Source organism: Nonomuraea sp. NPDC004580, assembly GCF_040609855.1.
GTDB lineage: Bacteria > Actinomycetota > Actinomycetes > Streptosporangiales > Streptosporangiaceae > Nonomuraea > Nonomuraea salmonea.
Genome location: NZ_JBEXLH010000097.1, coordinates 1 through 23,328, shown reverse-complemented (window position 1 = coordinate 23,328; position 23,328 = coordinate 1). Strand labels below are relative to the sequence as shown.

Sequence of the window (23,328 nt, the reverse complement as noted above, 5' to 3'; positions counted from 1 at the left end):
ACCCACTTCTCCGAACGGTACGGCTTCGACGACGAGCCGGCGTTCGTCCAGGAGGTGCGCAGGCACTTCGACGGCGAGGTGGTGCCGGCCCGCGACCTGATGCGCGTCCCCGTCCCCAGACGCCGGCCCACCGCCTCCCAGGCCCGTCCAGGTCAGGCGAGCCAGGACCCGGCGAAGTAACCGACGCCATAGGGGGCTGCGGCCATGAGCAGCCGGCCCCCGAACGTGTGCGCGCCCGCCGCCCCGGCCAGCACCTGGAGCGCGGCCCTGCCGCTCACCCACAGCCGGTCGGCCGGCACCGGGTCGAGGGCGGCCAGCGGCGCGGGGTCTCCGGTGGCGATGGCGTCGGCGATCCGGTCGTTGAGCGGGCCCGCCGCCTCGTCGTACCGGCCTGGTGCGCGCGGGCCCAGGCACGCCGAGCCATCGGCAATGACGAGCAGCGCCACCCGGTCGCGGCCTCCGGCCAGCTTCTCCCCCAGCGCCAGGCACTCCTCCGGCGCCGCGTCGAACGCCACCGACCGCAGGCCGTCCGGTGTGCGGTCACCGAGCAGCAGCCGGGCGACGGTCAGCGACAGCGGGAGCACCGGCTCGCCGCCGCCCGGGGTCACCAGGTCCACGCCCCAGGGGCGCAGGGTGCCCGCGGCGGCGCGGTCGTACGAGGCCGTGGTCTCGGCCCCGCCCACCACGATCAGCGTCTCAGGACGGGCCTCGGCCAGCCCGGCGATGGCGGCGTGGCAGGCGGATCGGAGGTCGGGCATATCGAGCACGACCAGCGGGGTTGGCGGGCAGACGGCCGCGGCGACGAGCACGCCGCAAGAGTACTCAGGCCCCCCGCCACGGCGCCCGGTGGGGCGATCTCGTTTCCGTCAGGCCCTCGGGACGGCCCTCGAGTGACGAGGAGGCCGAGAGCCACGCCCTCAGTACGGGCCGCGGCCCTCGGCCACCGCCTCCAGCAGCCCCTTCGTGTACGCCTGGGTCGCCTGGTGCAGCCCGCTGCCGAAGCTCACCCGCGCCACGCCCAGCTCCGCGAGCCGCCCGAGCGGCGGCACTCCGGGGGCGGACAGCACGTTGACCGGCCCGCCCAGCTCGCTCACCAGCGCCCTGATCTCGTCCTCGCCGGTCGCGCCGATGGGGTACACGCAGTCGGCCCCCGCCTCCAGATACCGCCGGCCCCGCCGCACGGCCTCCTCGGGTGACGGCCGGCCGGCGAGGTAGACGTCCACCCTGGCGTTGATCACCAGCCCGGGGCCCGCCGCCGCGCGCACCTCGGCGAGGAAGTCCGCCTGCTCCCCCGGATCGACCAGCTCGCCGGTGTCCGGCTGGGAGTCCTCCAGGTTGCAGCCGACGGCCCCGGTGGCGAGCAGCCGTTCGGCCAGCTCGGCGGGCTTGAGCCGGTAGCCGCGCTCGAAGTCGGCCGTCACGGGGACGTCCACGGCCGCCGCCACCCGGGCCACGGCGGCCAGCATCTCCGCGACGGGCGTCCGCTCGCCGTCCTCGTGACCGAGCGTGCGGGCCACCGCGGCGCTGCTGGTGGCCACCGCGGGAAACCCCGCCTCCTGTACGGCCCGCGCGGAGGCGGCGTCCCAGACGTTGGGCAGCAGCAGCGGGCGTCCTGGCACGTGCAGCGCCCGCAGCACGGATGCTCTGTCAGTCGTCATACGCCGACCCTAGGCACCCGCCCGCGAGGAGCCGAAGGTCCAGTACGCCCCGGAACCGCCGAACCACTTCGCCGGCCCTCAGCGACCACCCTCAAGGGCGAACGGACCAAGGGCGGGTCGGTGCCCGGCTGGAGGCCGGAGGATGGTCAGCGGCCGCTCACAAGGCGAGCCGCTGCCAAGCGGCCCACGGGCGGGTCAGCGGCCGCTCACAAGGCGAGCCGCTGCCAAGCGGCCCACGGGCGGGTCAGCGACCGCTCCCAAGGTGAGCCGCCGCAGGGCACGCCACCAGCCGGTCAGCGTCGCGCCTGGGGACGGGGAAGGGTCGGTCAGCAGCCGCTCTTCGAGCACTGGCCCGCGACCGTGCCAGCGGGGCCGTCGGCCGGGCTGTCGGAGGTGCCGCCGTTGCCCGAGGACTGCGGGGACTTCGCGGGGGACGAGGCCGGCTTCCTGCCGTTGGTCGTCTTCTCGCCGGAGTCGCCGCGCGCGGCGTCGACGCCCTTCGAGCCGCTCTTGTCGGTGCCGGCCGGGTCGCCGCCGCCGGTGCCCGGGTCCGCCACGTCGCCCACGCCGCCGTCGTCCGCGGGGGTTTCGGCGGCCTGGTCCTCGGCGCCGTCGCCGGGCTCGTCGGCGGTGACGTCGCCCATGGTCGCGTCGTCGTCGCCCTGGAGGTCGTCTCCCGCACTCTGGGACGTCTGCGGCCCGGCGCCGCTCTGGGCGGCCTCACCGTTGTTCCCCGCCAGCAGGTAGCCGGCGCCACCGGCCGCGAGCAGCGCGACGAGCGCCGAAGCGGCGAGGATCGTCGCCTTCTTGTTGTTCTTGGTCGATCTGTTTCTGTGCGGTCTATTTCGCGAATCGAGCCGGGCGTCTCCCGGCCCGGACAGGATCTCCTGGCGATCCGCCTGGTTCGGATCTTGCATGGCGCTACAGCTCCCTGCGGTCGTATCGGGGAAAGCTCACCGGCTTCCGCGGGTGATGGACCACACTAGCCGCAACAGCCTAATGCTCGCACAACAATCACAAAGGAATCACGACTTGTCCCCCCTTAGATCCATTTCCCCAGGTGGCCGCGCCCACCTCGCGCCCATGGCCGGAGTCTTCGGGGTACTGGTCACCGCGATGCTAGGGATTTTCCTAGCATTCACCGACTCGCGGGAACCATCTTCGCAAAGACCGCAGAGATTCGATCGGGAAACCCCGCTTTCCGTAAGATCGAATTCGTCTGAATCGCCACTCTCGGCGTCGATCACACCACAAACAGCCACACCCGCAGTGAGGCGGTCGAATGGAGCGATCCACTCCTCATCACCCCGCCCGGCGTCGATCATGTTCGGCCCGCTGTCCCCACCCTGGATAGAACCGGTTCCGCCCTGGGACCCCGCAGCCGACCTTCTCCCGCCCTGGGACACCCCGCCGAGGGAAGGGGCCGGGCGGCCCCTTCCCTCGGCGGGCCCGCTGACGTCCCCGGTTCCCCCGACGTACGAGAAGCCCATCCCGCCCACCCAGGAAGCGCGCCCCCTCGTACCACCCCAGAAGGCCCGCCCGCACGGCTCACCGGCCCCGCAGGCGCCGCCCCAGCCACCCCCACCACCAGAGCCGGCCCAGGACCCGGAACCGGCCCCGGAACCGGGCATGCCCGACCCCTGCGCCACGTTCCACGACTTCCGCCGCGGCCCCTGCTACGACGTGCTCAACCGCCTCACCCGCTGACGGCCCAGGACACGGCAGAGGGCGGCACCGGAGAACCGGTACCGCCCTCGATGGAACGGATCAGTGCGCCGAGCAGCCCCCCGTGGCGGCGGGCAGCGGAGCGGGACGGCCGATGGTCGGCATGCCGAGCAGCACTCCCGGCGACGGGGCCCCGCCGCCCTGGCGAGCCTCCCAGGCGTCGCCGGCGCGGGTGCGCCGCACTCCGAGCACGGCCCCGTCGGCGACCAGGTGGTGCGGCGCCGCGTACGTCACCTCGACCGTCACCATGTCACCGGGCCGCGGTGTCTCGTCACCGACGGCGAAGTGCACGAGCCGGTTGTCCGCCGCGCGCCCGGACAGCCGCCTGGTGGCTTCGTCCTTGCGCCCTTCGCCCTCGGCGACCAGCACGTCGAGCGTGCGCCCGACCTGCTTCTTGTTCTCCTCCCACGAGATCTCCTCCTGCAGCGCGACCAGCCGCTCGTAGCGCTCCTGGACGACCTCCTTCGGCACCTGGTCGGCCATGGTGGCCGCCGGAGTGCCGGGGCGGATGGAGTATTGGAAGGTGAAGGCGTTGGCGAAGCGGCTCTGGCGTACGACGTCGAGGGTGGCCTGGAAGTCCTCCTCGGTCTCGCCCGGGAAGCCGACGATGATGTCGGTGGAGATGGCCGCGTCGGGCATGGCGGCGCGCACGCGCTCGATGATGCCGAGGTAGCGCTCGGCGCGGTAGGAGCGCCGCATGGCCCGCAGCACCCGGTCGGAGCCCGACTGCAGCGGCATGTGGAGCTGGTGCATCACGTTGGGCGTCTCGGCCATCGCGGCGATGACGTCGTCGGTGAAGGCGGCCGGGTGGGGCGAGGTGAAGCGCACCCGCTCAAGACCCTCGATGCCGCCGCACGAGCGCAGCAGCTTGCCGAAGGCCAGCCGGTCGCCGAACTCCACGCCGTAGGTGTTGACGTTCTGGCCCAGCAGCGTGACCTCGAGCACGCCCTGGTCGACCAGCGCCCGCACCTCGGCGAGGACGTCGCCGGGGCGGCGGTCCTTCTCCTTGCCCCGCAGCGACGGCACGATGCAGAACGTGCAGGTGTTGTTGCAGCCGACGGAGATGGACACCCAGGCGGCGTAGGCCGACTCGCGCTTGGTGGGCAGCGTCGAGGGGAAGACCTCGAGCGACTCCTTCAGCTCGACCTGCGACTCGCCCTCGATGCGCGCCCGCTCCAGCAGCACCGGCAGCGAGCCGATGTTGTGGGTGCCGAACACGACGTCGACCCACGGCGCCCGGCGGACGATCTCGCCCTGGTCCTTCTGCGCCAGGCAGCCCCCGACCGCGATCTGCATGCGGGGGTTGCCGGCCTTGGCCGGGCGGAGGTGGCCGAGGTTGCCGTAGAGGCGGTTGTCGGCGTTCTCCCGCACGGCGCACGTGTTGAACACGACCACGTCGGCCGTCTCGCCGTCGGAAGCGGGCACGTAGCCGGCCTCTTCCAGCAGACCGGACAGCCGCTCGGAGTCGTGGACGTTCATCTGGCACCCGTATGTGCGCACTTCGTATGTGCGGGCGCCCTCCTGGGTCACAGTCATGGCAGGTTCAAGGGTAGTCGCAGTCCGCCTTGACAAGGGCCGTACGGTTCTAAAAGGCCAGCTTGACGGCATGATGTGATCGGATCGGTACCGCTCGGTTAGTGCACAGCGTTCTAATGCCCTCTACGTTTTACTCCATGACGGAGAACGGCGACGCCACTCCACTGGTCCAGTTGGAGAACGTCAACAAGCACTTCGGGGCGCTGCACGTCCTGAAGAACATCAACTTGACCGTCTCTCGTGGCGAGGTCCTGGTCGTCATCGGCCCATCGGGCGGCGGTAAGTCCACTTTGTGCCGCACGATGAACCGGCTGGAGACGATCAGCGACGGCAAGATCATCTTTGACGGTCAGGTCCTGCCCGAGGAGGGCAAGGGGCTGGCGCGGCTGCGTTCCGAAGTCGGCATGGTCTTCCAGTCGTTCAACTTGTTCGCGCACAAGACCATCAGGGAGAACGTCACTCTCGGCCCGGTCAAGGTGCGCGGAGTCGCCAAGGACGCCGCGAACAAGCGCGCGATGGAGCTGCTCGAACGGGTGGGCATCGCCGCGCAGGCGGACAAATATCCGGCCCAGCTTTCCGGCGGCCAGCAGCAGCGGGTCGCCATCGCCAGGGCGCTGGCCATGGACCCGAAGATGATCCTGTTCGACGAGCCGACCTCCGCCCTCGACCCCGAGATGGTGCAAGAGGTGCTCGACGTCATGGTCGGGCTGGCCCGTGACGGGATGACCATGGTGGTCGTCACGCACGAGATGGGATTCGCCCGGCGGGCGGCGAACCGGGTGGTGTTCATGGCCGACGGGCAGATCGTGGAGGAGAACACCCCCGACGAGTTCTTCACCAACGCGCAGACGGACCGGGCGCGTGACTTCCTTTCGAAGATTCTCACGCACTGACAACCAAGGCAGGGAACACATGCACATGCGTCGAATGGGAGCAGTGCTCTCGGTGCTGGCCATGGCCGCCGGCCTCGCGGCCTGCGGCGGCGAGAGCGGCGGCGGTGGCGGCGACTACGCCACCGTGGCCGACAAGATCGCCGGGGGCGGCACCATTGTGGTCGGCACCAAGTGGGACCAGCCGAGCCTGGGCCTCAAGACGGGCAACGAGCCCGAGGGTTTCGACGTCGACGTGGCCAAGGCCGTATTGAAGGAAGTGGCCGGCGGCAAGGACGTGAAGATCGAATGGAAGGAGTCCGCCTCCTCCAACCGTGAGCCGTTCCTGCAGAACGGCACGGTCGACATCATCTTCGCCACCTACTCCATCACCGAGGAGCGCAAGGGCAAGGTCACCTTCGGCGGCCCCTACGTCGTGGCGCACCAGGACGTGATGGTCCGCAAGGACGACACCTCCATCAACGCCCCGCAGGACCTCAAGGGCAAGAAGATCTGCAAGGCCGCGGGCTCCAACTCGTACAAGCGGATCACCGACCCGCCGCCGGACGGTGAGCTCGACATCGACGCCACCACCGTCGACGCCGCCAACTACTCCGAGTGCGTGCAGAAGCTGAGCGGCAGCAACCTCGACGCGGTCACCACCGACGACCTGATCCTGGCGGGCTTCGCCAAGCAGGCCGGCGGCAACTTCAAGGTGCTCGGCCAGGGCTTCACCGACGAGAAGTACGGCGTCGGCCTGAAGAAGGGCGACACCAAGACGTGCGAGGCCGTGAACACGGCGGTCAAGAAGCTGTGGGACAACGGCACCATGAAGCAGCTGCTGGACAAGTGGTTCGGCGGCATTCAGGGCCTCAACCTCTCGACGCAGGCGCCGCCGGCCGAGGGCTGCGCCTGATCTCACCAATAGCGGCGGCCGGATGACCGGCCGCCGCTGCCTATGCGGTGGAGCACAATGGACGAACTCATCAAGTACGCCCCCGACCTCGGGCTGGGATTCCTGGAGAACGTCAAGCTCTCCCTCGTGTCCGCGGTCGCCTCCCTGATCCTCGGCACGATTCTGGTGGCGATGCGGGTCTCCCCCACCCCGGTCCTGCGTGCGGCCGGGACGATCTACGTCAACGTGGTGCGCAACACCCCGCTGACGCTGGTGCTGGCGTTCTCCGCGCTGGGCCTGAGCGACCAGCTCGGCCTGGTGTTCTCCGAGACGCCGACGACCAACTCGTTCTGGATCGTGTCGATGGGGCTGTCGGTCTACACCGCGGCCTTCGTCTGCGAGGCGCTGCGCGCCGGCGTGAACACGGTGCCGATGGGCCAGGCGGAGGCGGCCAGGGCGATCGGGCTGACGTTCATGCAGTCGCTGACGATGATCATCCTGCCTCAGGCGTTCCGCGCGGTCATCGCGCCGCTGGGCAGCGTGATGATCGCCATGATCAAGAACACCACGGTCGCGACGGCCGGTGGTTTCCTCCTCGACTCTGCGGCGGTCATGAAGATCACCTTTGACCAGACCGGCGCGTCGATCCCGATCTTCCTCGGCATCATCGTCGCGTTCATGGCACTGACCATGCCGATCGGCTTCTTCACCGGTTGGCTGTCGCGGCGGCTGGCGGTGGTCCGATGAGCACCTCCGTACTCTTCGACGCCCCCGGGCCGCGCGGGCGGCTGCGCAACCACGGGCTGACCGTGATCAGCGTCATCGCGGTGCTCGCCGTCCTGTACGGCGTCTACCGCGGCTTCGACGCCAAGGGCCAGTTCGAGGGGAAGATCTGGCAGCCGTTCCTGGAGTGGAACACCTGGCAGGTCTACATCATCCCCGGCCTGATCGGCACGCTGCGCGCGGCGGCCGTGGCGGCGGTGCTGGCGCTGGCGTTCGGCGCGATCTTCGGTCTCGCCCGGCTCTCCGACCACGCCTGGATCAGGATCCCGGCCGGGGTCGTGGTCGAGGTCTTCCGTGCGATCCCGCTGCTGCTGCTGATCTTCTTCATCTTCTACCTGGCGCCCACGCTGCTGGGCGGCGGCGACTACGCGTTCGCGGCCGTCGTGCTCGGCCTCACGCTCTACAACGGCTCGGTGCTCGCCGAGGTCGTCAGGGCGGGCGTGCACGCGGTGCCCAAGGGGCAGTCGGAGGCGGCGTACGCGGTCGGCATGCGCAAGAACCAGGTGCTGCGGCTGGTGCTGCTGCCGCAGGCCATCACGGCGATGATGCCGGCGATCGTCAGCCAGCTCGTGGTGCTGCTGAAGGACACCGCGCTCGGCTACATCATCGCCTACGTCGACCTGCTCAACACCGGCTTCAAGATCCTGCCTGCCGCGTTCTTCGGCTCGCTGATCCCGGCGGCGATCGTCATCGGCATCATCTACGTGGCGCTCAACCTGGCGCTCAGCTATCTGGCCACCTGGCTGGAGCGGCGCAGCCGGCGCAGCAGGAAGACGGCGGCGCGGCCCGTCGCGGCGCCCGGCTCCGCCGAGGTGGGCGTGGCCGCGGGTCAGGGCACCGAAGGCGGTGGCCTGGCACCCGACCGTCCCGTGGAATGACCCTGTCGATGAGGCCCCGGCGACTGAATCGCCGGGGCCTCATCGCTTTACCCAGAGATGACCCACGCCGAGTTACCACTGCGCCCTTCTGGTTAGCCGTAGTCCATGCGTGGGGTGGTGCTCGCGGGAGCGGCCGTGACGCTGTGCCTGGCCGCGTGCGGCGGCGTGGGACGGCCCGCGACCGTCGTCGACAAGATCAGGGAAACCGGCACGGTCGTCGTCGGCACCAAAGGGGACCAGCCCGGCCTCGCCCTGCGCACCGGCAGCGGCGACCCGCAGGGCTTCGACGTGGACGTCGCCCGCTACCTCGTCCGCCACCTGTCCGGCGGCGCCAAGGTCGCCATCACCTGGCGCGAGTCGCCGTCGTCCACCCGCGAGGCGCTGCTGCAGAACGGCACCGTGGACCTGATCGTTGCCTCGTACTCGATCACCGAGTCCCGCAAGCCCAAGGTGACGTTCGGCGGGCCGTACGTGATCGTCAGCCAGGACACCATGGTCCGCGCCGGCGACACCCGCATCCGCCACGTGAGCGACCTGCGCGGCAAGCGGATCTGCCTGGCCGAGGGGTCGAACTCGTACCGGCGGATCGTGGACCCGCCGCCCGACGGCAAGCTCGACCTGCCCGCGCAGCTCGTGCCCGCCGTCAACTACTCCGCCTGCGTGCGCAAGCTCGCCGATGACCTGCTCGACGCCGTCAGCACCGAGAACCTCGTCCTGGCCGGGTACGTCGAGCGCGAACCAGGCCGGTTCCGGCTGCTCAACGAGCCGATCAGCGACGAGCAGTGGGGGGTCGGGCTGAAGCAGGGCGACGTCAAGACCTGCGCGGCCGTCAACCGGGCCATCACCGCCATGTGGCGGGACGGGACGGCCGACCGGCTGCTGCGCAAATGGTTCGGCCGCTCCAACCTGACGCTCCCGCAAGGCCCACCCCGCTCCGCCGGCTGCCCCTGACCCACCCACGATCCCCGCCTCAGGCCGTGTGCGGGGGGCTCTCACCTTGGGCTCCCGGTCTGGGCGATCTCGGGGAACGGGCGCTGAACTGTGAGGACCGGCCCGCACTCCCGGCGATCTTCCGGCAGGATGCGGGTATGCCTTTCTGGCCCTCCCCCATTTCGACCAGAGACGTGGCCGCTTCGGGCGTACGTCCCGGCTGGCCCACGGCCCTCGACGGCCGGGTGTGGTGGACCGAGGACCGCCCCGACGAGGGCGGGCGCACCACGATCGTGCGCCGCGACGCCGACGGCACCCGCCGTGACCTGCTGCCCGCGCCGTGGTGCGCGCGCACCCGGGTCCACGAGTACGGCGGCCGCCCCTACGCGCTGACCCCGTCGGGCGACGTCGTTTTCGCCAACCTCAAGGACCAGCGCCTCTACGTTCTGGGCGAAAACGGCGAACCGAAACCCCTCACGGAGGAGGACGGCCGCTACGCCGACCTGCTGGTGCGCGACGGCCAGGTGTGGTGCGTACGCGAGCGGCACGCCGAGGACGGCAAGGTCAGCAGGGCCGTCGTCGCGATCCCGCTCGACGGCGGCGACGTGCGCGAACGGGCCACCGGCAGCGACTTCTACGCATCCCCCACCTTGTCCCCCGACGGGCGGCATCTCGCCTACGTCTGCTGGAATCACCCCCGCATGCCCTGGGACGGCACCGAGCTGCGCGTCACCCGCCTCGACGACGGCGAGACGTGGACCGTGCGCGGCGGCGCCGACGAGTCCGTGCTGTCACCGTGCTGGAAGGACGACTCCCGGCTCTACCTCGTCTCCGACGCCTCCGGCTGGTGGAACCTCTACGAAATCGGCCTGCGCGGCGAAGGGCCGCGGGCGTTGTGCCCGGCCGAGGAGGAGTTCACGCTGCCGCCGTGGCGGCTGGGCGGCATGCCGTACGCCGTGCTCGACGACGGTCGGCTCGCGGTCCTGCACGGGCGCGGCGACCTGCGGCTCGGCCTGCTCGACCCGGCGCACGGCACGCTCACCGACCTCGACACGCCCTGCACCGGCTGGGACGCGGCCCTGACCGCCGACGGCTCCGCCGTGACCGGCATCGGCCACGCCGCCACGACGCCCCGCTCGGTCGTCACCGTCGACACCGCGACGGGCGCTCACGAGCGCCTCACCGGCGACACCGCCGCCCTGCCCGACCCCGCCTACCTGCCGGCGCCCCGGGCCGTGCGCGTGGGTGGCGAGGTCCACGCCTACCTCTACCCGCCGCACGCCGAGGCCGCGGGCGACGGCCCGTCCCCCTACGTGATCTTCGTGCACGGCGGCCCGACCGCACACGCCGACACCGGGCTCGACCTGGAGAAGGCGTTCCTGACCTCACGCGGCATCGGCGTCCTCGACGTCAACTACGGCGGCTCGACCGGCTACGGCAGGGCCTACCGCGACCGGCTCAAGGGCCAGTGGGGGCTGGTCGACGTCGCCGACACGGTCGCCGCCGCCGAATGGCTGGCCGCCGAGGGCCTGGCCGACCCGGCCAAGATCGCTGTACGCGGCGGCAGCGCGGGCGGCTGGACCGTGATGGCCGCGTGCTGCCGGTCGGACGTGTTCGCGGGCGGGGTGTCGTACTACGGGGTCAGCGCGCTCGGCCCGCTCAACGCCCACACGCACGACTTCGAGTCACGGTACGTGGAGTGGCTGGTGGGCCCGGAGGACCCCGAGGTCTACGCCGGCCGCGAACCCCTCGCCCTCGTCGACGGCGTCACCTGCCCCATGCTGCTCCTCCAGGGCCTCGACGACCCCGTCGTGCCGCCCCAGCAGTCGACGGCCTTCGCCGACGCCCTGTCCGAGCGTGGGGTGCCGTGCACGTACCTCGCGTTCGAGGGCGAGTCGCACGGCTTCCGCCGCACCGAGACCCGCGTCGCCGCGCTCGCCGCCGAGCTGGCCTTCTACCAGCAGCTCTTCGCCTGAGGGGTCAGCGCGCGAACTCGGTCGCGCGCGACTCCCGCACCACGGTGATGCGGATCTGCCCCGGGTACGTCAGCTCCTCCTCCACCTGCTTGGCCACGTCGCGGGCGATCACCTGGGCCTGGATGTCGTCGATGGCGTCGGGCTTGACCATGACTCGGATCTCCCGCCCGGCCTGCATGGCGAACACCTTCTCCACGCCCTCGTACGACTGCGCGATCTCCTCCAGCCGCTCCAGCCGCTTCACGTACGCCTCCAGCGACTCCCGCCTCGCGCCGGGACGGCTGCCGCTGATCGCGTCGGCGGCCTGGGTGAGCACCGCCTCGACCGTACGGACCTCGACCTCGTTGTGGTGCGCCTCGATGGCGTGCACCACGTCCTCCTCCTCGCCGTAGCGGCGGGCGATCTCGGCCCCGATCAGCGCGTGGCTGCCCTCGACCTCGTGGGTGAGCGCCTTGCCGATGTCGTGGAGCAGGGCGCAGCGCTTCATCAGCGTCTGGTTCATCTTCAGCTCGGCCGCCATGATGCCGGCGATGTGGGCCGACTCGATGAGGTGCTTGAGCACGTTCTGGCCGTAGGAGGTGCGGTAGCGCAGCTGCCCGAGCAGCAGCGTCAGCTCCGGGTGCATGTCGGTGATGCCCAGCTCCACCAGGGCGTCCTCACCGGCCCGCGCGCACAGGTCCTGGACCTCCTGGCGGCTGCGGTCGTGCGCCTCCTCGATGCGCTGCGGGTGGATGCGGCCGTCGAGCACCAGCTTCTCCAGCGTCAGCCGCGCCGTCTCCCGCCTGACCGGGTCGAAGCACGACAGCAGCACCGCTTCGGGCGTGTCATCGATGATCAGGTTGACCCCGGTCGTGGACTCGAACGCGCGGATGTTACGCCCCTCACGCCCGATGATCCGGCCCTTCATCTCGTCGCCCGGCAGGTGCAGCACGCTCACGACCGACTCGGCCGTCTGCTCCGCCGCCAGCCGCTGCACGGCCAGCGTGACGATCTTCGTGGCCCGCTTCTCGCCCTCTTTGCGGGCCTCGCCCTCGATCTCCCTGACGATCAGCGCCGCCTCGCGCTTGGCCTGGTTCTCGATCTCCTTGACCAGCTCGGCCTTGGCCTGCTCGCCGGTCAGCCCGGCCACCCGCTCCAGGATGACCCGGCGTTCCTCCTCGACCTGCAGCAGCTCCTCGCGGCGGTCGGCCAGCTCGATCTCCGTCTCGGCCAGCTTTCTGTCGCGCTCGGCCTGCCGCCTGGCCTCCTCGTCCAGCCGCTGCTCCCGCTCGGCCAGCCGGGCCTCCCTGCGCTCGAGGTCGGCGCGGAGCTCCTTGAGCTCGGACTTGAGTATCCGGCTCTCCTCCTCGACCTCGCGCCGCATCTGCGCGGCGCTCTCGGCCGCCGCCTCCGACCTGCGCAGGATGTCCTCGGCGTCGCTCTCCGCCTTGGTGCGGATCTCCCGCGCCTCCTCGCGCGCCTGCTCCAGCTCCTCATGCACGGTCTGCACCTGCTCAGGATCCGGCTTACCGGCGCGCGGCACACCGCCGGACGTGCGCCGTACGACGACGAGGAGCGCCCCTATCATGCCGAACGCGAGCACGAGCACCGCCACCATCAGCACCACGACCAGCGGCCCCATGTGCGCCCCGCCCTCCTCGCGTCGTCAAGAACTCATAACGCGGCCACAATGTAGGAGGGGTCACAGGCGCGCCGCGGATCGCCGGGCCGGCATGATCGCCACGACCGAGATCAAGCCACGACCGACCGGGCGTCGACCGCCAAAGCCGACACCTCGCCTGCCTCGATCAACCAAGCCCATTCGTCCGTCGTTCACCGGTATGGCAATCCGCGCTGCGCGGAGTAACTCCTCACTGCCGTCGAGGTTATGCGTCGAACAGGTCACGAGCAAGCAAACGCGGTATCAAGCGTGTCTTACGTGCGCGCATCTCCCCACCCAACCCCATATCCCCCATTGCCACTGAATTGCCCACCTCACGCCCTCCGGCCGTTTTGGGCCCCCACCCCGCCACCAACACACGAGCCCTGACGGAAGCCGGCACGGAGGCGGCACAGAGGCGGTGAACCTCAAGCGCGGGGGTCCTCCCACCGCGCCAGGGTGCGGGACACGCTACAGGCCTCCTACGAGAAGTCTTCGTCCATCTCGATGCCCTCCTGTTCGAGGGCCTCGCGGATGACGCGGAAGGCGAGGCCGGAGGGGTAGCCCTTGCGGGCCAGCATGCCGGCCAGCCGGCGGGTGCGCTTCTGCGGGTCGAGGGAGCGGGTGGCGGCGAGCTTGCGTTCGACGAGCCGCCGGGCCGTCTCCTCCTCCTGATCAGGGGCGAGCCGCTCCACGGCCTCGCTGACCGTCTCACTGTCCACACCCCGATGGCGCAACTCGGCCGCCAGCGCCCGCTTGGCCAGGCCGCGACCATGATGACGTGAATCAACCCAGGCCGCAGCGAACGCCTCGTCATTGATCAGCCCCAGCTCGGAGAACCGGCTGAGCACCGCCTCCGCAGCCTCCTCCGGCACGTCCCGCTTACGCAGGGCCTCAGCGAGCTGAGCGCGGGTCTTGGGCGCCATGGTGAGCAGACGCAGACAGATGGCCCGGGCCACCGACTCCGGATCCGCCTGGGGTGCAGCGCCGGCCGGGCTGTCGTCATCGGGCCCGTCAGGCAGCCATCCCCGGCCCTGAGCGCCACCCTTACGCGGCTTCTTCCCGTACCGACCCCCCTTGCGCCCCCGCCGCCCGGCCCCCTCACCGAACGCCTCTCTCTCCCCGTGGGAAGCCCCGGCTCCCCCACTGAACGTCTCACTCTCTCCCTTAGAGCCTCCGGCTCCCGCACCGAACACCCCGGCACCGTCGCGGGACGGCCTGGTTTCGGCACCGAACGGCTCAACGCCGTCATCAGAGGGCCCTGTTGCCGCACCGAAACCGGCGCCACGTTCCCCTCGTGAGGAGCCGTGGCCGCTGCCAAGTGAGTCTCGTCCTCCTCCGAGGCGTGATCGGCCCGGTCGGCCGGAGTCACCCTCTTCAGGAGCGGGGGCGAACCAGCTGGGACCGGGGAGGACCTCCGAGTGCCATGCGTCACCCGGGCGGCGCTGCGGCGAAACACCCGAGCGGGTGTCGTCGCCGTCCTGCGCCGCTACGAAGCCCTCTCTGTCCTCACGCGCGAAGAAGGGGTGTTGAGCACCGCGAGGCGGCTCTGGTGGGGTGCCGCCGTCGGCCGGTGAGAATCCCGCAGCCGGGGGGAGCCCGACGGCCGGCGAGGTGACAACGGCCGGTGGGGTCCAGCTGGTCTCGGAGCCCCACCAAGCACCGTTTCCGCTGCCCTCAACCCGCTCCGCCGCCGAGCCGGCCTCCGCACGCTCGGGGTCGCCGTGGTCCAAGGGCTGCACGCCGGCTTGCGCAGAGCCGGGCGCAGGCGCCTCGGCGGCGTCTCGGTCAGCCGCCGCTGCCTGAGGCCGTGTCTGCCGTGGTTCCACGTCGGGCACGGGTGCGTCGGTGACTGGTCGGTCAGACCCTGGCACTGCGGCTTCGGAAGCCTCCCCCGCACGGCCTTCTGCCGCGGCGGCCCCAAGGATGGGGGAGGGAGCGCCTTCCGCGAGGCTTCCTGCCGGTGTTTCAGGGGAGCCTTCGGCGGGGGTTTCCTGGGCGGCGCGTTGGCGGGTGCGTTGGGCGCGCCACTCGGACACCGACGGCCAGCCGTCCGTGGCTGAGCGGGCCAGGTCGCGGCGGCGGGAGGAGGGGTCGGGCCAGGCGCCCCGCTCCGGTGTGCGGGGCACCTGTGGCCGGTCGGTGTTGCTCATGCGGCCGACGCTCAGACGTCACCCGGCTTGGGGGTGGACTTGGAGCCGCGGCCCGAGGAGGTGGCGGCCGGAGCCGGGGCAGCGGCGGCGGCCTCGGCGGGAGCGTCGAGACGCGGGCCCACACCCAGCTTGTCCTTGATCTTCTTCTCGATCTCGTTGGCCATGTCGGGGTGGTTGCGCAGGAAGTTACGCGCGTTTTCCTTGCCCTGGCCGAGCTGGTCGCCCTCGTACGTGTACCAGGCGCCGGACTTGCGGACGAAGCCGTGCTCCACACCCATGTCGATGAGGCCACCCTCGCGGGAGATGCCCACGCCGTAGAGGATGTCGAAGTCGGCGACCCGGAAGGGCGGGGCCATCTTGTTCTTGACGATCTTGACCCGGGTGCGGTTGCCGACCGCCTCCGTGCCGTCCTTGAGGGTCTCGATGCGCCGGATGTCCATGCGGACCGAGGCGTAGAACTTCAGCGCCTTACCACCGGTCGTGGTCTCGGGGCTGCCGAACATGACGCCGATCTTCTCGCGGAGCTGGTTGATGAAGATGGCGGTGGTGCCGGTGCTGCTGAGGGCGCCGGCGATCTTGCGCAGCGCCTGGGACATGAGGCGGGCCTGGAGGCCGACGTGGCTGTCGCCCATCTCGCCCTCGATCTCGGCCTTGGGCACCAGGGCCGCCACCGAGTCGACGACGATGATGTCGACGGCGCCCGACCTGATCAGCATGTCGGCGATCTCGAGCGCCTGCTCACCCGTGTCGGGCTGGGAGACCAGCAGGGCGTCGGTGTCGACCCCGAGCTTCTTGGCGTATTCGGGGTCGAGGGCGTGCTCGGCGTCGATGAACGCGGCGATGCCGCCGGCGCGCTGGGCGTTGGCCACCGCGTGCAGGGCGATCGTCGTCTTACCCGAGGACTCGGGGCCGTAGATCTCCACGATGCGCCCGCGCGGCAGGCCGCCGATGCCGAGGGCGACGTCCAGGGAGATGGAGCCGGTGGGGATCACCTCGATGGGAGCTCGGGCGTCGTCGCCCAGCCTCATGACGGAGCCCTTGCCGAACTGCCGCTCGATCTGAGCGAGGGCGGTCTCGAGGGCCTTCTCGCGGTCGTTGATAGCCATGGGAACTCCCCCTGGAGGGTCGTGGTCCGATCAGTCGAGTGAAAGCTACGGCCTGCCACCGACAATTTCTGCCGCAGTCGGGGAAGACGTGGCCCGGCTTGGTCCATCGTAGCCGAACGGCTGTTCGATCACAGCAGGAACACGCAGGTAGCCATTGATCATCGCCATCCCGCGTGTCACAGGCACGCCCAGTGCTCCCCGTCTCGGGTCAGGAGGCGGCCGTCCGGAAAAGGCCTTCCTGTTCAGCGGTCGGTGACGTCGCGATCACGCGCCGCCGACCGTTCCCGATCACCCTCGCCCGGCGTGTTGGCCGAGGTCTGAGCTGGGGAGACTCACTGCAACGGCAACGCTTGGAGGCGCACGTGGTGAGCGGCTACACCGGGGAACGGCGCGCCCGTCTCGAGGCACTCGCCGCGTTGCTGCCGGCGCACGGCCTCGTCAGCAGGACGGTCGGGGGCGACGATCCTGTGTTGTGGGTGTGGCATCCGCGTACGAGCCGCCAGACCCTCGTCTTCGCCACCCCGGCGAACGACGGCTGGCGGTTCCTGTGGTCGCCGCGCGGGCAGGGGGCGGCCGACGACCTGGAGGGCACGTGCGCGGCGCTGCGCCGTACGCTCGACGCGCCCGCCGCGGAGTGAGCGCGCTCAGCGGAGCTTCGGCGAGACGTCCTCCACCTGGCAGACCGCCCGCCACACCGTCTTGGCGCTCTCGCCGTCGGCCAGCGCCTGGACGACGGTGCGACCGCCCAGCGGGGCGAGGACATAGTCGCGGGCCCACGACTCGGCGTAGGTCTCGCCGAAGTGGGCGTTCATCCGTCTCCAGAACTCGGTCAGGCGCATCACTCAAGTATGGAAGCGCCCCGGGGGTGGGTAGGACAACCGCATGCCAAAGACCCCCAAGTCTTCACCCCCGAAGACCGCCAAGACGAAGGCCAACAGGGCCAGACGCCGTCACCTCTTAGCCCTGCTGCGGCAGGCCGTGAAGAAGGAGAAGGCCGAGCGCGCCGAGCGGCACGCCGGCATCAGGCAGGCGCCGCGGGCGGGCAAGCCGCGCACGCGCAGGGCGTCGCGGCGCTAGTCACATCACCCGCGCGCCGTACATCTCACCGAGATGGTCGGCGAGCAGCTCCAGCCGGGCGCCGTCGGGGTCCCTGAAGTAAATGGAGGCGCCGCTCTCTATCTGGTGCGGCACGCCGGCCATCTCCAGCTTCCCGCGCAGCCGTTCCCACGTGGCGGGGTCGACGGAGATCGCGACGTGGTGCAGCCCGCCGAGCACTTCCTGGTACGGCCCCAGGTCGAGCCCAGGGAAGTCGAAGAAGGCCAGCAGGTTGCCGTTGCCGATGTCGAAGAAGAAGTGGTTGGAGCCCTTGTAGTCGCGATTCTCGAAGATCTCGGTGAGCGGGAACTCCAGGAGCTCCTGGTAGAACTTGATGGTCCGTTCGACGTCGGACGAGAGCAGCGCCATGTGGTGCAGTCCTCGCGCGCTGCTGGAGGGCCGGTGCGCTAACACGTAGCGCTCGCGTATCTCCGCACGGCGGGCTTCGATGGCCGCGTAGTCGATGGTCACGGTCGCTGTATGTCCGCCAGGGCGCCCGCTCAACCGTCCCGCCCCGGGGGCGAATGCGTTTTCTGTCGGTGGCGCGAGGCAGTATGTGCTGGTGAGCTCGCTAGCCCAGTTCAGCCAGGTGACCAGGGAATGGTTCGCCGGAGCCTTCCAGGCCCCCACCGCCGCTCAGGAGGGGGCGTGGGAGTCGATCTCGCGTGGTGACAACACCCTGGTCGTGGCGCCGACGGGGTCGGGCAAGACGCTGGCGGCGTTCCTGTGGTCGCTCGACAGGCTCGCGGCCCGCGACCTCGGCGAGTCCTCCGCCACGACAGATGCGCCGGCGGGCGCGAAAGGGCGCGCGTCAGCGCCGCGGGGGCGGGCGAAGGCGACGCAGCAGGCCAAGACGGCAGAGCGGCCGATGGGCACGCGCGTCGTGTACGTGTCGCCGCTCAAAGCCCTGGCCGTCGACGTCGAGCGCAACCTGCGCGCCCCGCTGGCCGGCCTGAAGCAGACGGCGAGGCGGCTGGGGCTGCCGGTGCCGGACATCTCGGTGGCGATCCGCTCGGGCGACACCCCGGCGGAAGACCGCAGGCGGTTCGCGTCGCGGCCGTCCGACATCCTCATCACCACGCCCGAGTCGTTGTTCCTGCTGCTGACGAGCCAGGCGCGCGAGGCGCTGCGCGGCGTCGAGACGGTGATCGTCGACGAGGTGCACGCGGTCGCGGCCACCAAGCGCGGCGCCCACCTCGCGCTGACGCTTGAGCGGCTCGACGCGCTGCTCGACAAGCCGGCGCAGCGGGTGGGGCTGTCGGCGACCGTACGCCCGGTGAGCGAGGTCGCGGCGTTCCTGGGCGGCACGCGCCCCGCCACGGTGGTGCAGCCGCCGTCCGACAAGCGCATCGAGGTCGAGGTCGTCGTACCCGTCGAGGACATGACGGAGATGGAGGGCCGGCCGAGCCAGGGGGGCGAGGAGGGCGAGGAGTTCGCACCCGAGCCGGGCAACCGGTCGATCTGGCCCCACGTGGAGGACCGGTTGTTCGACCTGATCGGGTCCCACAGCTCCACGATCGTGTTCGCCAACTCGCGACGGCTGGCCGAGCGGCTGTGCACCCGGCTCAACGAGCTGGCCTACGAACGCGAGCACGGCGCCGAGACCATCGACCTGTCGATCTGGGAGACACCCCCCGCGGGCCCCGAGCCGCCCAAGCGCATGCCTGCCGACCTGATGGCGCAGGCGGGGGCGAGCAAGGGGGCGGTGACGGAGATCGTCCGCGCCCACCACGGCTCGGTCTCCAAGGAGGAGCGCGCGCAGATCGAGGAGGCGCTGAAGTCGGGCCGGCTGCCTGCCGTGGTCGCCACGTCCAGTCTCGAGCTGGGCATCGACATGGGTTCGGTCGACCTGGTCGCGTGCGTGGAGGCGCCGCCGAGCGTGGCCAGCGGCCTGCAGCGCATCGGCCGGGCAGGCCACCAGGTGGGCGCGGTGTCCAAGGGCGTCATCTTCCCCAAATACCGGGGTGATCTCGTACAGACGGCGGTGGTCGCGGAGCGGATGAAGAGCGGCCTCATCGAGGAGCTGCGCTATCCGCGTAACCCGCTCGACGTGCTGGCGCAGCAGATCGTGGCGATGACCGCGCTCGACGAGTGGACGGTCGACGAGCTGGAGAGCGTGGTCAAGCGGGCCGCCCCCTACGCGACGCTGCCGAGGAGCGCGCTGGAGGCCACCCTCGACATGCTGGCCGGGCGCTACCCGAGCGAGGAGTTCGCCGAGCTGCGCCCCCGCATCGTCTGGGACCGCGTCACCGGCACCCTCCAGGGGCGGCCGGGCGCGCAGCGGCTGGCGGTCACCAACGGCGGCACGATCCCCGACCGTGGCCTGTTCGGCGTGTTCCTGGTGGGCGAGCGCGCCTCTCGGGTGGGCGAGCTCGACGAGGAGATGGTCTACGAGTCGCGCGTCGGCGACGTGTTCGTGCTGGGCGCGACCTCCTGGCGCATCGAGGACATCACCGCCGACCGGGTGCTGGTCTCGCCGGCGCCGGGGCAGCCGGGCAAGCTGCCGTTCTGGCACGGCGACGCGCCGGGGCGGCCGGCCGAGCTGGGCAAGGCGATCGGGCAGTTCCTGCGCGAACAGGCGAAACAGGACTCCACCGAACGCATGCAGGCGGCCGGGCTCGACGAATACGCCTCGGGCAACCTGCTGGCCTACCTGCGCGAGCAGCGCGAGGCCACCGGCTACGTCCCCGACGACCGCACCCTGCTGGTCGAGCGTTTCCACGACGAGCTGGGCGACTGGCGGGTGGTGATCCACTCCCCCTACGGCGCCCGCGTGCACGCTCCCTGGGCGCTGGCGATCAACCGGCGGCTGCGCGAGCGCTACGGCATCGACGTCCAGGCCGTGCACTCCGACGACGGCATCGTGCTGCGCATCCCCGACACGCTGGCCGAGCCGCCGACCGACGTCGCGGCCTTCGACGCCGACGAGATCGAGCAGGTCGTCACCGAGGAGCTGGGCGGTTCCGCCATGTTCGCCTCCCGGTTCAGGGAGTGCGCGGGCCGTGCGCTGCTGCTGCCGCGCCGCACGCCGGGCCGGCGCAGCCCGCTGTGGCAGCAGCGGCAGCGGGCCGCCCACCTGCTGGGCGTGGCCTCGCAGTACGCCTCGTTCCCGATCGTGCTGGAGACCATGCGCGAGTGCCTCCAGGACGTCTTCGACGTGCCCGGGCTGGTGCAGCTCATGCGTGACATCGCCGCTCGCCGGGTGCGGGTGGTGGAGGTGGAGACCTCGCAGGCCTCGCCGTTCGCCGCGGCGCTGCTGTTCCACTACGTGGGCGCGTTCATGTACGAGGGCGACGCGCCGCTCGCCGAACGCCGCGCGCAGGCCCTGGCGCTTGACACCACGCTGCTCGCGGAGCTGCTCGGCCAGGCCGACCTGCGCGAGCTGCTCGACCCCGACGTCATCTCCGACACCGAACGCGAGCTGGCCAGGCTCGACCGGCCGCTGCGCGACGTGGAGGACCTCGCCGACCTGCTGCGCTCCCACGGGCCGCTGCTCGCGCCCGACGTGAGCGTGCGCGGCGGCGATCCGGCCTGGCTTGAGGAGCTTGAGCGGGCCAGGCGGGCGATCAGGGTGCGGGTGGCCGGCGAGGAGCAGTGGGCCGCCATCGAGGACGCCGGCCGCATGCGCGACGCGCTCGGCGTCCCGCCGCCCGTCGGGGTGCCGCACGCGTTCCTGGAGCCGGTGGCCGACCCGCTGGCCGATCTGGTGGCCAGGCACGCCCGCACGCGCGGGCCCTTCCACGCCGGTACGGCCGCCGCCAGGTTCGGGCTCGGCGTGGCCGTGGTGACCGACGCGCTGCGGCGGCTGGCCGCGTCGGGGCGGGTCGTGAACGGGGAGTTCCGGCCCGGCGGGCGGGGCGAGGAGTGGTGCGACGCGGGCGTGCTGCGCATGTTGCGCCGCAGGTCGCTGGCCCGGCTGCGTAAAGAGGTGGAGCCGGTCGCGCCCGAGACGCTCGCCAGGTTCCTGCCCGCCTGGCACGGCATCACCGCCGCGGAGACCTCTCCTGGCGCGATCGGGTCGGCTCGTGCGATGGACGCGCTCGTACGCTCCATCGAACAACTCCAGGGCGCCGCCGTCCCGGCCTCCGCGCTGGAGACGCTGGTGCTGCCGTCGCGGGTGCCCGGCTACCATCCCGCGCTGCTCGACGAGCTCACCTCGTCGGGCGACGTGATGTGGGCCGGCCAGGGGTCGCTGCCCGGCGGCGACGGCTGGGTGTCCCTCTACTTCGCCGACACCGCGCCGCTGCTGATGCCCGAGCCCGCCGAGATCACCATGACGCCGGTCCACGAGCAGATTCTCGAGCTGCTCGGCGGGGGCGGCGCGCTGTTCTTTCGCGGCATCTCCGACCAGCTCGGCTCGCTCGACGACGCCACGCTCGTGTCCGCTCTGTGGGACCTCGTGTGGGCCGGGCGCGTCTCGGGTGACACGCTGGCGCCGCTGCGGGCCACGCTCGGCACCGGGCGGCCCGCTCACCGGCCCGCCACCACGCGGCGGCGCCGGGCCGTGCTGCCGAGCCGCAGCGGGCCGCCGACCGTGGCAGGGCGGTGGTGGCTGCTGCCAGAGCCGGCCCCCGACGCCACCCAGCGGGCGCACGCCCAGGCCGAGGTCCTGCTCGAGCGGCATGGTGTGGTGACGCGGGGGGCGGTGACGTCCGAACGGCTGCCCGGCGGGTTCACGCCCGTCTACCAGGTGTTGCGGGCGTACGAGGAGAGCGGGCGGTGCCGGCGCGGCTACTTCGTCGAGGGGCTCGGCGGCGCCCAGTTCGCGCTGCCCGGCGCGGTCGACCGCATGCGCGCCATGTCCCCCAGCGCCGCCCCGCCCCCCGACCCGGGCTTCAGCACCACGGCACCCGGCGACGTGCCCGGCTTCGGGGGGCGGCCGGGCAGAGGCGCGGACGGTGGTTCAGGAGGGTCGGGGCGGCGGGCCGTGGTGCTGGCGGCGGCCGACCCGGCCAGCCCGTACGGCGCCGCGCTGCCCTGGCCGCAGCATCCCGGCGAGGTGGGTCACAAGCCGGGCAGGAAGGCCGGTTCGCTGGTCGTGCTCGTGGACGGGCACCTGGTGCTCTACGTCGAGCGCGGCGGCAAGACGCTGCTGTCGTTCACCGACGGCGACCGGCTGCGGCCGGCGGTCGACGCGCTGGCTCTGGCCGTACGCGACGGTGCTCTGGGCAAGCTGACCGTCGAACGCGCCGACGGCGCCAGCATCGTCGACTCGCCCCTGGCGGCGGCCCTGGAAGCAGCCGGCTTCCACCCCACCCCCCGCGGCCTCCGTCTGCGCGCCTGACCACACCGCTCAGGGGGCGAGCGACCCTGTCACGCTGGGCGCCGCCCTTCCGAGCCGCGGGTCCCACGTCCGTCGTGACCGCCGGTCGCCACAGGCCGCGCGCCTCCGCAGGCCCGGACGCACGCCCGACCCCGCCGCTGACGTGTTCTGGGCACGAACGGAGTGGTTTCGGGAGGAACATCACGGATGGCCTGCGGGCGTGGTGCGGACTCCCGTATTTATCGATTCTGCTGTCCGATATGGGGCCGAAGTGATAAATGATGGAGATTCGATGATCACGGTTACGCGGCGTTGATCTGAGGGCGGCGATGACATCTCAAGAGCATTGGCGGTTGCTGGAGCAGCTCGTGAAGGAGGTCAATCAGCAAACCGAGCAGCTCAAACAGGCGCAGGAGAAGATGCGCGACCTGACGGCGACCGCCAAGTCCCGTGACGGCATGGTCACCGTCACCGTCGGCCCTCGAGGCGACGTGCAGGCCATCGAGTTCGACCCGCGGGTCTACCGCAAGCTGTCACCGTCGGAGCTGTCCGACTCGATCATGGCTCAGATCAAGGACGCCACCCGGCAGGTGTCCGGCGATATGCGGGAGCTGATGGAGCCCTTCACCCCCGCCCTCCCCTTCGAGGACCTGTTCGGGTCCGAGGCCGGCGCCGATCTGTTCTTCCCTGGTTCTGACCTGCCGCGGACGGAGAAATAGCGGATGCCGCTCGATCTGAACCTGGTGCCCGACATCGTCAAGCCGCTGGCCAAGCCGCTGGCGGGCGGGGCGGTCCCCGAGGCCGACGTGCACACCCTGATCA

Annotated in this window: 19 protein-coding genes and 1 pseudogene; 11 read left to right on the top strand and 9 right to left on the bottom strand. The window is 71.2% G+C overall.

What is annotated here, in order from left to right; translation table 11 throughout:
• A pseudogene (locus tag ABZW11_RS44395) lies at positions 1-180 on the top strand (ribonuclease Z); the annotation flags it as partial.
• On the opposite strand, the gene ABZW11_RS44390 reads toward ABZW11_RS44395, so the two are convergent.
• The 4 genes from ABZW11_RS44390 to miaB all read right to left on the bottom strand — a co-directional run bounded on the left by ABZW11_RS44390 (position 153) and on the right by miaB (position 4,919).
• Entirely contained in the window at positions 153-809 is a 657-nt protein-coding gene (locus ABZW11_RS44390) for a hypothetical protein (RefSeq protein ID WP_355431959.1), read from the bottom strand. The pseudogene ABZW11_RS44395 and the gene ABZW11_RS44390 sit on opposite strands and share 28 nt — an antisense overlap.
• A gap of 108 nt (positions 810-917) precedes the next feature.
• Positions 918-1,658 (bottom strand): isocitrate lyase/phosphoenolpyruvate mutase family protein, encoded by a 741-nt coding sequence (locus tag ABZW11_RS44385; protein WP_355431956.1) that lies wholly within the window; start codon positions 1,656-1,658, stop codon positions 918-920.
• A gap of 326 nt (positions 1,659-1,984) precedes the next feature.
• Entirely contained in the window at positions 1,985-2,575 is a 591-nt protein-coding gene (locus ABZW11_RS44380; RefSeq protein ID WP_355431954.1) for a hypothetical protein, read from the bottom strand.
• 850 nt (positions 2,576-3,425) lie between these two features.
• The gene (gene miaB / locus ABZW11_RS44375; RefSeq protein ID WP_355431951.1) at positions 3,426-4,919 is read right to left on the bottom strand and encodes a tRNA (N6-isopentenyl adenosine(37)-C2)-methylthiotransferase MiaB; all 1,494 of its coding nucleotides are present in this window, start codon (positions 4,917-4,919) and stop codon (positions 3,426-3,428) included.
• Positions 4,920-5,056: 137 nt separating this feature from the next.
• On the opposite strand from miaB, the gene ABZW11_RS44370 reads away from it, so the two are divergent.
• The 6 genes from ABZW11_RS44370 to ABZW11_RS44345 all read left to right on the top strand — a co-directional run bounded on the left by ABZW11_RS44370 (position 5,057) and on the right by ABZW11_RS44345 (position 11,250).
• Positions 5,057-5,812, top strand: a complete 756-nt coding sequence (locus tag ABZW11_RS44370) for an amino acid ABC transporter ATP-binding protein (protein WP_355431948.1) — start codon at positions 5,057-5,059, stop codon at positions 5,810-5,812.
• Between the two features lie 34 nt (positions 5,813-5,846).
• The gene (locus tag ABZW11_RS44365) at positions 5,847-6,704 is read left to right on the top strand and encodes a glutamate ABC transporter substrate-binding protein (RefSeq protein WP_355431945.1); all 858 of its coding nucleotides are present in this window, start codon (positions 5,847-5,849) and stop codon (positions 6,702-6,704) included.
• Between the two features lie 57 nt (positions 6,705-6,761).
• Positions 6,762-7,430 carry an amino acid ABC transporter permease gene (locus tag ABZW11_RS44360; RefSeq protein WP_355431942.1) on the top strand — a complete coding sequence of 223 codons (669 nt, stop codon included), beginning with the start codon at positions 6,762-6,764 and terminating at the stop codon, positions 7,428-7,430.
• Entirely contained in the window at positions 7,427-8,344 is a 918-nt protein-coding gene (locus ABZW11_RS44355) for an amino acid ABC transporter permease (RefSeq protein WP_355431939.1), read from the top strand. The genes ABZW11_RS44360 and ABZW11_RS44355 overlap by 4 nt, the downstream gene beginning before the upstream one ends.
• A gap of 105 nt (positions 8,345-8,449) precedes the next feature.
• Positions 8,450-9,295: a glutamate ABC transporter substrate-binding protein gene (locus tag ABZW11_RS44350; protein WP_355431936.1), complete on the top strand. Its 846-nt coding sequence runs from the start codon at positions 8,450-8,452 to the stop codon at positions 9,293-9,295.
• 137 nt (positions 9,296-9,432) lie between these two features.
• Complete coding sequence (locus ABZW11_RS44345; RefSeq protein ID WP_355431934.1) at positions 9,433-11,250, top strand: prolyl oligopeptidase family serine peptidase; 1,818 nt, start codon at positions 9,433-9,435, stop codon at positions 11,248-11,250.
• 4 nt (positions 11,251-11,254) lie between these two features.
• Here the strand turns inward: ABZW11_RS44345 and rny are convergent, their stop codons facing one another.
• The 3 genes from rny to recA form a co-directional block, all read right to left on the bottom strand.
• Entirely contained in the window at positions 11,255-12,871 is a 1,617-nt protein-coding gene (rny, locus tag ABZW11_RS44340; RefSeq protein WP_355431931.1) for a ribonuclease Y, read from the bottom strand.
• Between the two features lie 500 nt (positions 12,872-13,371).
• Positions 13,372-15,042: a recombination regulator RecX gene (gene recX / locus ABZW11_RS44335; RefSeq protein ID WP_355431928.1), complete on the bottom strand. Its 1,671-nt coding sequence runs from the start codon at positions 15,040-15,042 to the stop codon at positions 13,372-13,374.
• A gap of 11 nt (positions 15,043-15,053) precedes the next feature.
• Positions 15,054-16,148 (bottom strand): recombinase RecA, encoded by a 1,095-nt coding sequence (recA, locus tag ABZW11_RS44330; RefSeq protein ID WP_355431926.1) that lies wholly within the window; start codon positions 16,146-16,148, stop codon positions 15,054-15,056.
• A 365-nt stretch (positions 16,149-16,513) separates the two neighbouring features.
• On the opposite strand from recA, the gene ABZW11_RS44325 reads away from it, so the two are divergent.
• On the top strand, positions 16,514-16,786 hold the full coding sequence (locus ABZW11_RS44325) for a hypothetical protein (RefSeq protein ID WP_355431923.1): 273 nt from the start codon (positions 16,514-16,516) through the stop codon (positions 16,784-16,786).
• Between the two features lie 6 nt (positions 16,787-16,792).
• Here the strand turns inward: ABZW11_RS44325 and ABZW11_RS44320 are convergent, their stop codons facing one another.
• On the bottom strand, positions 16,793-16,987 hold the full coding sequence (locus tag ABZW11_RS44320; protein ID WP_111184544.1) for a DUF3046 domain-containing protein: 195 nt from the start codon (positions 16,985-16,987) through the stop codon (positions 16,793-16,795).
• 43 nt (positions 16,988-17,030) lie between these two features.
• Between ABZW11_RS44320 and ABZW11_RS44315 the strand changes: the two genes are divergently transcribed.
• Positions 17,031-17,225 (top strand): hypothetical protein, encoded by a 195-nt coding sequence (locus tag ABZW11_RS44315; RefSeq protein WP_355431920.1) that lies wholly within the window; start codon positions 17,031-17,033, stop codon positions 17,223-17,225.
• Here ABZW11_RS44315 and ABZW11_RS44310 read toward each other — a convergent pair whose 3' ends face one another.
• A complete protein-coding gene (locus ABZW11_RS44310) occupies positions 17,226-17,714 on the bottom strand; it encodes a VOC family protein (RefSeq protein WP_345398886.1) in 489 nt (162 codons plus the stop codon).
• Positions 17,715-17,805: 91 nt separating this feature from the next.
• Between ABZW11_RS44310 and ABZW11_RS44305 the strand changes: the two genes are divergently transcribed.
• Both ABZW11_RS44305 and ABZW11_RS44300 read left to right on the top strand, forming a co-directional pair.
• The gene (locus tag ABZW11_RS44305; protein ID WP_355431917.1) at positions 17,806-22,527 is read left to right on the top strand and encodes an ATP-dependent helicase; all 4,722 of its coding nucleotides are present in this window, start codon (positions 17,806-17,808) and stop codon (positions 22,525-22,527) included.
• A 332-nt stretch (positions 22,528-22,859) separates the two neighbouring features.
• On the top strand, positions 22,860-23,225 hold the full coding sequence (locus tag ABZW11_RS44300; protein WP_355431914.1) for a YbaB/EbfC family nucleoid-associated protein: 366 nt from the start codon (positions 22,860-22,862) through the stop codon (positions 23,223-23,225).
• The last annotated feature ends 103 nt before the right edge of the window (positions 23,226-23,328 follow it).